Raw genomic sequence first — 12,401 nt, 5'->3', positions numbered from 1 at the left:
CAGCCGCCGCCTTGGGCAACGCTTCACGCCCGATGATAGGGGCCACCCGCCAGAATCGTCGCCGCGCGGTACAACTGTTCGGCCAGCATCACCCGCACCAGCATATGCGGCCAGACCATCGCCCCGAAACTCACAGAAGCCTCGGCCCGCGCCCGCAATCCCGGCGCGATCCCGTCCGCGCCGCCGATGACGAAAGCCACATCCTGCCGCCCGCCATCGCGCCAACGCGCCAGCATCGCGGCGAAATCGGGCGATGACATAACCCGCCCGCGTTCATCCATCGTCACAAGCAAAGCGCCCGAAGGCAGGGCGCGGGCCAAAAGCTCGCCCTCGGCCTCCATCCCGCCGCCCTTTTTGTCCTCGACCTCGTGCTCGACCAGCGGGCCAAGGCCCAGCGCCCGCCCCGTCCGGTCGAACCGCGTCACATAGTCATCCACCAGCGCCCGTTCGGGGCCGGACCGCATCCGCCCCACCGCCAGCAGATGCACCCGCATCTCAGGCGCTCGGCACCGGATTGCGATGCGCGTCGCCGGGAAGCCACATCTTTTCAAGCTGGTAGAAATCGCGCACTTCGGGGCGGAACACATGGACGATAACATCGCCCGCGTCGATCAGCACCCAGTCGCCGGTTTCCTTGCCTTCCATCTTGGCCGACAGGCGGAATTCCTGCTTCAGCCGGTCTGCCAGCTTTTCGGAAATCGCCGCGACCTGACGGGTCGACCGGCCCGAGCAGATCACCATGTAATCGGCCACGTCCGACCGCCCGCGCAGATCGATCTGCACGACCTCTTCGGCCTTGTCATCGTCGAGCGACGCAAGCACACGCGCCAAAAGCTCGTCGGCGGTATAGGTTTCGGATTGTTCCGTGGCGGCGCTCATGCGCTCGGCCCGCGGCCCGACCGGCAAACCGGTCGCAGGGTCAGAATGAGACAGGACATCGTCCTCCAGGGTTGCGCGCCGATCCTTCCCCGGCGCAGGGGGCCTGTCCCGACGCTACCACCGCGAAAATGAATTCTCAACGTCAGGCAGGACCGGCATACAGAAGTCGGGCGCGATAGCGCCAACGCCGCCCGATAGCAAGGCCCATCGCCCCGCCACCCCGAAAAACCGCGCTTTTCCCTGCATTGCCCCGTTCCTCTTGTCCGAAATATCCTCGGATGAGGTCTGGAGACGGCAAACAGCCCCGTCCGGCAGACAGCCCCCTCCAGCAGACAGCCGCGCGCGATCACGCTGCATCCGCTTGCACGGCCGACAGAATCGGCACGGCATCCGGCGGGCAAAACTCGGCCAGCGCACCCAGGATCACCGGCTTTCGCAGCGGTTTCGTCAGATGCCGGTCCAGCCCGGCCGCCAGTATCCCGTCACCGTCGCCCTCCATCGCATGGGCGGTCAAGGCAAGGATCGGCACATGGCCACGCCCCGCCTCTTCGGCACGGATAGCCCGCGTCGCCTCGCGCCCGTCCATCTCGGGCATCGAGATGTCCATGAACACCAGATCGGGCGACCAGTCGCGCCACATCTCGACCGCCTCGCGCCCGTTCTGGGCAAAGACCAGATCGATCGGCAGATCCCGCACCATCTTGCCAAAGACCAGTTGGTTGGTGCGGTTGTCCTCGGCCACCAGCACCTTCATGCGCCGCGCCTCGGTCGGCGCAACCTCGGGCTGCGGCCCCCCCTCCGGCACCGCATCGGCCCCCAGCGCGGCCAGCCGCCGGTAAAGCTCGGCCCGATGCACCGGCTTTTGCACAACCCCCACGAACAGCGCCCGCTCGGCCTCCGAAAGCGCCATGCCATGCGACGACAGCATCATGACCGGCCCCTGCCAGCCCGCCCCCCGCAGCGCGAGCGTAAAGGCCAGCCCGTCCATTTCCGGCATGTCATGGTCGGTGATCACCAGATCGAACACCCCGTCACCAAGGGCCGCCAGCCCCTCGGCCCCCGACCGCGCCAGCACCGCCTGAATACCGCAAGGCGTCAACTGCCGTTCCAGAATGGTGCGGTTGATGAAACTGTCATCCACCACCAGCACCCTTCGCAAAGCCGCAGGCAGCGCAGGCCCCGCCGCGCCCTCGGCCACCGGCAGCACCAGCCGGAAACCAAAGCACGACCCCTGCCCAAGCGTGCTGTCGACCCAGATCGCCCCCGCCATATGCTCGACCAGCCGCTGCGTGATCGCAAGGCCAAGCCCCGTCCCCTCGAACCGCCGGTTCGCCGCGTCCTCGACCTGCGAGAATTCTCCGAAGATCAGCTCAAGCTGATCCGCCGCGATGCCGATGCCGGTGTCTTCGACCGTCACATGCAACTGCACCTCGCCCGTGTCGGTCTCGAACCCCACCACCCGCACCAGCACATGGCCTTGGGCGGTGAATTTCACCGCATTGCCCAGCAGATTGGTCAATATCTGCCGCAGCCGCCCCGGATCGCCGACAAAGCGCGTCGGCAGGAACACATCGAAATCGACCAGCAGATCGATGCCCTGCGCCCGCGCTTTCGGTTGGCACAGCATCACCACCTCGTGGATCAGCCGCTCCAGATCAAAGGTTTCGGGGTGCAGCACCAGCCGCCCTGCCTCGATCTTGGAATAATCCAGAATGTCGTTGATGATGACCAACAAAGCCTCGCCGCTCGACCGGATCGTTTCGGCAAACAGCCGCTGATCATCGCTCAGCGCCGTGTCGCACAGCAGTTCCGCCATGCCGACCACGCCGTTCATCGGCGTCCTGATCTCGTGGCTCATATTGGCAAGAAAGGCCGATTTCGTCCGGCTCGCCGCCTCTGCCGCCAAACGTGCCGCCTCCAGCGCCACCCGCGCCTCATGCGCGGCGGTCACATCCGCATGCAGCGCCACCCGCCCGCCATCGGGCGTGGGATGATGCTGCACACGGATCACCTGCCCGCCCGCCAATTCCACCTCGCCCGCCTCGGCCCGCAGCTGCGCCGCCAGCCAGTCGGGCGCATCGCCCACATCGGCGAACTGCCCAGCGCGCAGGGCATGGCGCAAGATGTCGCCGTAACTCTCGCCCGTCCTGATCGCCTCGGCGGCAAGGGGGTAAAGCTCGCGATACCGTTCGTTGCACAGCAATAGCCTGTCCTCCCTGTCAAAGATCACAAATCCGTCCGGCAAAGCCTCGACCGCGGCCCGCAGGCGCATCTCGTCGGTGATGTCGATGAGCAGCGCCACGCGGTCGCCATCGCGCGTCAGCCGCTCCTCCAGCCGCAGGTGCAGCCCCGACCGGAACGACAGCACCTCGGCGGGCACCGGCACCATTCCCGCCCGCGCCCGCATCATCGCCAGCCACGCGTCAGGCTCGTCCACGGCCAAAAGCGGCACCAGCAGCGCCAGCAGCGCATCATACCCCATGCCCACCGGCAATTCCGCCCCGAAGACCGCGCACCACGCCGGATTGGCCAGCGCCAGCCGCCCCTCGGCATCGAAAATCGCGAACCCGTCGCGCATCGCATCCAGCGCATCGCGCATCCGCCGCTCGACCATCACCGCCACGCTTTGCGCGCGGTCCAGATCGCCGACATAGCGCGCATTCTGCCCCTTCAGCCGCTCGGCTTCCGACCGCGCGGCATGGGCTGACTGCCGTTCCTCGACCACCTGATCCGAAAGCGCCCGCGCCTGCCGCGCCAGCTTTTCGTTGGCCGCCACCAGCTCTCGGCTCTTCCAGTCCAAAAGCCGCTCGGCCGACAATCGCGCCCGCCGCTCCCGTGCCAGCCGTTCCACCAGATCGCTCACGCCCGACGCCCCTTGCCCGTTCGCAGCCACCTTGGCGCAAGCGCGGTGAACATATGCTTAACGCCACAGCCAAAGCGTGCAGCCCATCCGAATCCTTGTCGCAAGCGCCCCCGCCGTGCAAAGGTCGCGCAGGTCATTTGTCAGGTTTTCCATTATGCGCTTGCTCCTCTCTGTCACCGCCGCCCTTGCCCTCGCCCTGCCCCTGACGGCACAGGCCCAAGACCTGATCCCCGCCAAACGCTTTGCCCTGACCATCGGCGTCGACCGGCCCGGCGGCGACATTGCCACCGCCTTCGACACCACGCAGGAAGCCTGCGAACTGGCCTGCACCGCCAACGCATCCTGCACCGAATTCACCTACAACACCGCCAAGGGCGCCTGCTTCATCAAGAAAGACGCCGGCGCCGAAACCCCCTTTGCCGACGCCATATCCGGCAACGTCCTGACCCGCGACGCCGCCGCCGAACCGCTGGCCCAAAGCCGCCGCGCCGACCTGTCCTTCCTGCCGGACTGGGAGGTGTCGCAACTCGCCACCCAGGCCCTCGGCCTGTCAGACGCCTACCGCAACGACGGCGTCAGCCTCGAAGACCGCCGCCAAGCCGCCGCCGAAGCCGAAGCCGCGGGTGACGTTGATTCCGCCTTCCGCCACATGGGCGACGCCGCAAACCTGTCCGACAGCTACGAAGACTGGTCCGAATTCGCCCGCCTGCTGCTCTCCGCCGCCGAAACCGACGAACCGAACGCAGGCAGCCTGCGCGAACAGGCCTATTGGGCCGCCGCCAACGGCTACCTGCGCGCTCAATCCCCCGAACAGCAGCGCGACGTGCTTCTTCCCATGGCTCAGGCGCTCGAATTCCTCGGTCGCGGCACTGACGGGCTAAAAGCCCTGCGCCTCGCCCATTCCATAGCGGGCGGCGAAGAAACCGCAGGCCTTCTGGCCGAGGCTACCGGAAAATACGGCTTCCGCATCGTCGAAAACCGGGTCGAGGCTGACAGCGCCCGCCCCCGTCTCTGCGCCACCCTGTCCGAAGACCTCGTGCCTGCCGGAGTCGATTACGCCACTTTCGTCCGCACCCCCGACCCGACCCTGACCGTCACCGCGCAGGGCCGCGACATCTGCGTGGGCGGCGTCACACATGGCCAGACCGTCAGCATCACCCTGCGCGAAGGCCTGCCAGCCGCCGATGGTCAGGTGCTGATGCAATCGGTCGACATCACCTCGTATATCCGCGACCGCAGCCCCGCCGTCCGCTTTGCGGGCCGCGCCTATGTGTTGCCCCGCGCAGGCGACCCCGCGCTTCCCGTGGAAACCGTCAACACCACCACGCTCGACCTCACGCTTTACCGCGTCACCGACCGCAACCTGATTGCGTCCGTGCAAAACGGCTACCTCTCCGCCCCTTGGCCGACTGGCAGGAATACGACTTTTCCGCCAAAACCGGCACCCAAGTCTGGAACGGCACCGCCACCGTAACACAAGACCTCAACCGCGATGTCACCACCCGCCTGCCCATGGCTGATGCGCTGGCAGGCCAGCCCTCGGGCGTCTTCGCGCTCAAAGCCGCCATCCCCGGCGTCGACCCGTATGAGACCCCCGCTGGCTGGCAGTTCTTCACCGTCTCCGACCTTGGCCTGACCACGCTTTCCGGCACCGACGGGTTACATGTCTTCGTCCTCTCGCTCGGATCCGCCGAACCCAAAGCGGGCGTGGCGCTGCAACTCCTTTCCACCGGAAACGAGGTGCTCGCCACCGCCACCACCGACGACACCGGCCACGCCCTGTTCGACGCAGGGCTCACCCGTGGCACGGGCGCCGCCGCCCCCGGCATGGTCATCGCCCGCGATGGCGAAGACGACCTGACCTTCCTTTCCCTGACCGATCCCGAATTCGACCTGTCCGACCGTGGCGTCGAAGGGCGCGAGGCTTCGCCCCCCGTCGATCTGTTCGTCACCACCGACCGTGGCGCTTACCGCGCAGGCGAAACCGTCTACGCCACCGCCCTCGCCCGCGATGGCGACGCAAAGGCCATCACCGGCCTGCCGCTCACCGCGATCCTGCGCCGCCCTGACGGGATCGAATATTCCCGCCACCTCGCCACCGACACCGCAGGCGGCTACGTCTTCGCCATGCCGGTCGCAGGGTCTGCCCCGCGCGGCGTCTGGCGCATCGACATGTTGGCCGACCTCGACGCCGCCCCCCTCGCCTCGCGCACGCTGCTGGTCGAAGATTTCCTGCCCGAACGCATCGACTTCGCCCTGTCATTGCCCGACACGCCCCTTGCCGTCACGGGCAACCCCGATCTGACCATTGCCGCGAAATACCTCTTCGGCGCGCCGGGGGCCGATCTGGCCATCGAAGGCGAAACCCTGATCCGCGCCGCCAAGGAACTTGACGGCTGGGCAGGCTACAGCTTCGGCCGCGCCGATGATCCCTTCTCGGCCGTCGTTCAACCCATCGACCCCGTCCGCACCGATGACGCAGGCAACGCCACCCTCGCGCTCACCCTTCCGGCAGTCCCCGCCACCACCCAACCGCTTGAAGCCGTCATCGCCGTCCGCGTCGCCGAAGGCTCGGGCCGCCCCGTCGAACGCAAGCTGACCAAACCCCTCACCCCCTCCCAACCCCTCATCGGCATCAAACCCGCCTTCGACGGCGTCCTGCCCGAAAACGGCGAAGCCCGCTTCACCCTTGTCGGTGTCGGCACCGATGGCAAAGCCACCCCCCTGCCCGTGAAATGGACCCTGACCCGCGTCGAAACCACCTACCAGTGGTATCAATCCTACGGCGCATGGATGTGGGAACCCGTCACCACCCGCACCCGCGTAAGCGAAGGCGACATCACCCTGAATGGCCCGACCGAAATCGCCGCCCCCGTAAAATGGGGCGAATACGAACTCGCCGTCGAAAGCACCGCAGGTGCCGCCGCCTCCATCCCCTTCAGCGCCGGTTGGTTCGCCGCCGCCGATGTCTCCAGCACGCCCGACACGCTCGACCTCTCGCTCGACAAAGCCGCCTATGCGGCAGGCGACACCGCCACCCTGCGCCTTGTGCCGCGCTTTGCCGGAACCGCGCTGATCACCGTCCTGTCCGACCGCGTCATCGCCATGCAGGCCGTGAAAGTCACGATGGGCGAAAACAGCATCTCCCTCCCCGTCACCGATGACTGGGGCGCAGGCGTCTACGTCACCGCCTCGGTCCTGCGCCCGATGGACGCCAGCGCAGGCCACAACCCCGCCCGCGCGCTTGGCCTCGCCCACGCCGCCATAGCACCCGGCCCCCGCGCGCTGACCGCCGAAATCATCGCCCCCGCAGAATCCGCCCCCCGCGCGCCGCTCGACGTGTCGGTCAAGGTCACCGGCATCACCGCAGGCGAAACCGCCTACGTCACCCTCGCCGCCGTCGACCAGGGCATCCTCAACCTCACCGCCTTCACCCCGCCCGACCCGCAAGCCCATTACTTCGGCCAGCGCAAACTCGGTGTCGGCATCCGCGACATCTACGGCCGCCTGATCGACGGCCTCAACGGCGCAACCGGCACCGTCCGCTCCGGCGGCGACGCAGGCGCGCAGGCCCGCCTGCAAGCCCCCCCGCCCACCGAACAACTCCTCGCCTTCTTCACCGGCCCCGTCACCGTGGGCGCAGACGGTATCGCCCAAACCTCCTTCGACCTCCCCGCCTTCAACGGCACCGTCAAACTGATGGCCGTCGCGTGGAGCGGCACCGGCATCGGCCAGGCCTCCGCCGATGTCCTCGTCCGCGACCCCGTGGTCGTCACCGCTTCGCTGCCCCGCTTCCTCGCCCCCGGCGATGAAAGCCGCCTGCTGCTGGAAATCGTCCACGCCACCGGTCCCGCAGGCGAAATGCCGCTTTCAATCACCGCAACCGGCCTCACCCTCGGCACCGCCCCCGCCTCCGTCACCCTGACGGAACAGGGCAAAGCCGCCATCGCCATCCCCGTCACTGCAACCGACGCAGGGCTGCAAACCATCACCGTCACCCTCGCCACCCCCGACGGCAAGGCTCTGACCAAAACCCTCACCCTGCCCGTCCAATCGAACGCCCCCGAAACCAGCCGCATCTCGCGCTTCGATCTGAAACAGGGCGAAACCTTCACCTTCGACGCCGCCGCCCTCGACGGCCTGACCAACGGTCGCGCCACGCTCGCCGCAGGCCCCGTCGCCCGCCTGAACGCCCCCGGCGTCCTCGCGGCACTCGACCGCTATCCCTATGGCTGCACCGAACAGATGACCTCGCGCGCCATGCCGCTGCTCTACCTGGACACCGTGGCACAGGCGCTCGACCTGCCCCACGGCGAAGACCTGCGCGCCCGACTGCAAGAAACCATCACCGAAATCCTCACCAACCAGGGCGCCGAAGGCGGCTTTGGCCTCTGGCAGGCCGGATCGGGCGATTTCTGGCTCGACGCCTTCGTGACCGACTTCCTGTCGCGCGCGAAAGCCAAGGGCCTGAACGTCCCCGACACCGCCTACCGCCTCGCCCTCGATAACCTCCGCAATCAGGTCAACTACGCCGCCGATTTCGATAATGGCGGCGAGGCTCTGGCCTACGCCCTCTACGTCCTTGCCCGCGAAGGGGCGGCAAATATCGGCGACCTGCGCTATTACGCCGATGTCAAAGCCTATTCCTTTGCCACCCCCGCAGCCGTGGCCCAACTGGGCGCAGCCCTTGCCACCTATGGCGACCAGACCCGTGCCGATACCCTGTTCCAACAGGCCGAAGCGCAACTTCAACCCGACGATACCGCCCAGACATGGCGCGCCGATTACGGCAGCCCCTACCGCGATGCCGCAACGCTCCTGACCCTTGCCACCGAATCCGGCAGCCAAGCGGTCAACACCGAAGCGATCACCAACCGCCTCGCCGCCCACAACGGCCCCCTGTCGACGCAAGAGGCGACATGGACCCTGCTCGCCGCCCGCGCCCTGACGGACGGCACACCGGACATCCTGATCGATGGCACACCCGCCACCGGCCCCCTTGTCCGGCTTCTGGGCGACACCCCGCTTGCGGTTGAAAACACCGGCCCCGACACCACGCTTACCGTCACCAGTTTCGGCACCCCCGTCACACCCGAACCCGCAGGCGGCAACGGCTACGCCATCACCCGCAGCTACTACACGCTGACCGGCGAACCCGCCGACACCTCAACCGTCAAAGCCGGAACCCGACTCGTCGCGGTCCTCGAAGTTACCCCCTTCGACGCAGGCCAAGCCCGCCTGATGGTTACGGACCCCCTTCCCGCAGGGTTTGAAATCGACAACCCGAACCTCCTCTCCAGCGGCCAGATCACCGAAGCCCTCGGCCTCGACCTGCTCACCGAAACCGCACATAGCGAGTTCCGGCAAGACCGCTTCCTTTCCGCCGTAGACCGCAGCGACAACCAGCCCTTCCGTCTGGCCTATGTCGTCCGCGCCGTCACACCGGGCAGCTACATCCACCCCGCCGCATCGGTGGAAGACATGTACCAGCCCGATTTCCGCGCCCATGGCGACACGGGCCGCGTCACGGTTACAGAATGACGGTTACAGAATGACCGGGACGAAATGATCCGCGCAAGGCACGCGCTGTTACTGGCGGCGGGGCTGTTCCTCGCCGCCACAGCCCGCGACAGCTTTGACGCATGGATCGACGCCACCGCCCTGCCCCCCTCTCGGTTGAGACCTCCACCCTCGTCCTCGACCGCACGGGCCAGCTTTTGCGCGCCTATACCGTGGCCGATGGCCGCTGGCGCCTGCCGCTCACCGTGGCCGAAACCGACCCCACCTTCCTCGCCATGCTCATGGCTTACGAAGACCGCCGCTTCCCCACCCATTCGGGCATCGACCCCCGCGCCCTGATCCGCGCCACGTTGCAAGCCGCATGGAACGGCCACGTCATCTCCGGCGGTTCCACCCTCACCATGCAGGTCGCCCGCTTGGCTGAAGAGGGCACCACCGGCCAGCTTTCCGGCAAGCTCCGCCAGATGCGCGTGGCCCTCGCCCTCGAACGGCGGCTGACCAAAGAACAGATCCTGACCCTCTACCTGCAACTCGCCCCTTACGGCGGCAATGTCGAAGGCCTGCGCGCCGCGACCCGCACATGGTTCGGCAAAGACCCCAAGCGCCTCACGCCCGCCCAGGCCGCCCTGCTCATCGCCCTGCCGCAAAGCCCCGAACGCCGCCGCCCCGACCGCGCCCCCGACGCCGCCGCCGCAGGGCGCGACCGCGTCCTTGCCCGCGCCGTGTCGGCCGGCATCCTGTCCCCCGACCAAGCCAAGGCCGCGCAGCGCGAGGCGATCCCCACCACCCGCCAACCCTTCCCCGCCCATGCCCCGCATCTTTCGGATAACGCAGTCTTAACGGACCGCGCAAAAAGCGTGCATCACCTGTGCATCGACGCATCCTTGCAAACAGCGCTCGAAACCCTCGCCGCCGACACGCTGCGCGGGCTGGGCGACCGCGTGCAGGTCGCCATCGTCGCCGCCGACCACACGACCGGCGAAATCCTCGCCTCGGTCGGTTCCGCCGCCTTTCAGGCCGATGCGCGGGCCGGTTTCGTCGATATGACCCGCGCCCTGCGATCCCCCGGTTCTACTTTGAAACCAATGGTTTATGCCCTTGCCTTCGACGCTGGCCTGGGTCATCCCGAAACCCTGATCGAAGACCGCCCCGTCCGCTTCGGCACCTATGCCCCGCAGAACTTCGACCGCCAATTCCACGGCACGATCCGCATGCGCGACGCCCTGCAACAATCCCTTAACATCCCCGTGGTAGAACTGACCGACGCGCTAGGTCCCGAAAAACTTCTCTCCGCCCTCGACCAATCGAACGTCCGCTACCGCCTGCCCCCCGGCAAACCGGGCCTTGCCATCGCCTTGGGCGGCATCGGCGTGACATTACAAGATATGGTGGGCCTTTACGCCACCATCGCAAATGGCGGTATGTCCCGCGCCCTGCGCTGGCAGGATTGCGCCACCGTAGCAAAAACCGAAACCCGCGTCATATCCCGCGCCTCGGCGTGGCAAGTCACTGATATCCTTACCGGATTGGCACCCCCCGCAGGCGCCCCCGCCAACCGCCTCGCCTACAAGACCGGCACCAGCTACGGCCACCGCGACGCCTGGGCCATCGGCTACGACGGCCGCCACGTCATCGGCATCTGGCTAGGCCGCCCCGACGGCACCCCCGTCCCGGGGGCCTTCGGCGCCGACCTCGCCGCCCCCGTCCTGTTCCAGGCCTTCGCCCGCCTCAAGCCCGACCTGACCCCGCAACCGCCGCCACCACCCGAAACCCTGCTTGTCGCCAACGCGCAACTCCCGCCACCCTTGCAACGTTTCCGCTCACGCCAAGCCGCCTTCGCGCCAGCCGCCGATGCGCCCAGCATCGCCTTCCCGCCACAGGGGGCCGAACTCGAACCCCTCCCCCAAGGCCTGCTCGCACGGGTCGAAGGCGGCACCGCGCCCTATTCGTGGCTGGTCGATGGCCGCCCCGTCACCACGGGGCAAACCACGCGCGAGGCGCTTTTGCCCCTGCAATCAAAGGGTTTCACGACCCTTTCGGTGATCGACGCCACAGGCCGCTCGGCCCGCACCACGATCCGCCTGCGCTAGCGCAGCCGCAGGCCCGACGCCTCGTCGAAGAACAGCGCGTCCGTGGCGTCAAACGCGATTCCCGCCATAGACCCTGCGGCGGGAATCACATCGCCCTTTGCCTCGATCACCAGCTTCTCGCCGGTCGGCGCGGTCAGGTGGATATAGCTGACCCCGCCCAAAGCCTCGGTCATGTCGACGCGATGCGTCGCGGCCTCGACCACCCGCAGATGCTGCGGCCGCAGCCCCACCGTCACCTTGCCCGATGCAGGCAACCGCACCCCCGCCGCAACCGTGCCGCCCAGACCCGCCGCAGCCACACCACCGTCACCCGCCACGCCGGAAACAAAGTTCATCGCAGGCGACCCGATGAAACCGGCCACAAAGCGGTTGTCCGGATTGTGATACAATTCCAAAGGCTTGCCGACCTGCTCGACTTTGCCCTTACGCAACACCACGATCTTGTCGGCCAGCGTCATGGCTTCCACCTGATCATGCGTCACATAGATCATCGTCGCCCCGATCTCGCGGTGCAGACGGGCAATCTCGACCCGCATTTCCACCCGCAACTCGGCGTCGAGGTTCGACAAAGGCTCGTCGAACAAAAACACCTCCGGCCCCCGCACAATCGCCCGCCCGATCGCGACCCGCTGCCGCTGCCCGCCCGAAAGCGCCTTGGGCTTGCGGCCAAGATAGTCTTCCAGCTTCAAAATCCGCGCCGCTTCCGCCACCTTGGTGGCAATCTCGGCCTTGGGATGGCCGGTCATCTTCAGCCCGAACCCCATGTTTTCGGCCACCGTCATATGCGGGTAAAGCGCATAGGTCTGGAACACCATCGCCACGCCCCGCTCGGACGGATCGGCATGGGTCACATCACGCGCGCCGATGCGGATGGCCCCGCCGGTCGTTTCCTCCAAACCCGCAACCATCCGCAACAGCGTGCTTTTTCCGCATCCCGAAGGGCCGACGAACACGCAGAACTCTCCGTCCTCGACCGTCAGATCGACCCCGTGGATCACCTGTGCATCGCCGTAACGCTTGACGACATTCTGCAAAGTAACGCCTGTCAT

Annotated in this window: 4 protein-coding genes and 2 pseudogenes; 2 read left to right on the top strand and 4 right to left on the bottom strand. The window is 67.1% G+C overall.

The features are described 5' to 3' along the window. Positions 1–23: 23 nt before the first annotated feature. The 3 genes from rlmH to HYN69_RS01020 all read right to left on the bottom strand — a co-directional run bounded on the left by rlmH (position 24) and on the right by HYN69_RS01020 (position 3,742). Positions 24–494, bottom strand: coding sequence for a 23S rRNA (pseudouridine(1915)-N(3))-methyltransferase RlmH (gene rlmH / locus HYN69_RS01030; protein ID WP_108434103.1), 471 nt, complete (start codon positions 492–494; stop codon positions 24–26). Position 495: 1 nt separating this feature from the next. Then, positions 496–822 (bottom strand): ribosome silencing factor, encoded by a 327-nt coding sequence (gene rsfS, locus HYN69_RS01025; RefSeq protein WP_108436961.1) that lies wholly within the window; start codon positions 820–822, stop codon positions 496–498. A 403-nt stretch (positions 823–1,225) separates the two neighbouring features. Continuing rightward, positions 1,226–3,742, bottom strand: a complete 2,517-nt coding sequence (locus HYN69_RS01020; RefSeq protein WP_108434102.1) for a hybrid sensor histidine kinase/response regulator — start codon at positions 3,740–3,742, stop codon at positions 1,226–1,228. A gap of 154 nt (positions 3,743–3,896) precedes the next feature. Here HYN69_RS01020 and HYN69_RS01015 point away from each other — a divergent pair. Next, positions 3,897–9,283, top strand: a pseudogene (locus HYN69_RS01015) (alpha-2-macroglobulin family protein). A 24-nt stretch (positions 9,284–9,307) separates the two neighbouring features. Continuing rightward, positions 9,308–11,352, top strand: a pseudogene (pbpC, locus tag HYN69_RS01010) (penicillin-binding protein 1C). Here pbpC and HYN69_RS01005 read toward each other — a convergent pair. Continuing rightward, complete coding sequence (locus HYN69_RS01005; protein ID WP_108434101.1) at positions 11,349–12,401, bottom strand: ABC transporter ATP-binding protein; 1,053 nt, start codon at positions 12,399–12,401, stop codon at positions 11,349–11,351. The pseudogene pbpC and the gene HYN69_RS01005 overlap by 4 nt on opposite strands.

Source organism: Gemmobacter aquarius (assembly GCF_003060865.1).
Lineage (GTDB): Bacteria > Pseudomonadota > Alphaproteobacteria > Rhodobacterales > Rhodobacteraceae > Paragemmobacter > Paragemmobacter aquarius.
The sequence above is the reverse complement of the archived record's forward strand: the minus strand, read 5'-3'. Positions and strand labels throughout refer to the sequence as shown.

Coding starts and splice junctions, on each gene's coding strand:
- rlmH (WP_108434103.1), bottom strand. CDS start 494: ATGCGGGTGCATCTGCTGGCGGTGGGGCGGATGCGGTCCGGCCCCGAA.
- HYN69_RS01005 (WP_108434101.1), bottom strand. CDS start 12,401: ATGACAGGCGTTACTTTGCAGAATGTCGTCAAGCGTTACGGCGATGCA.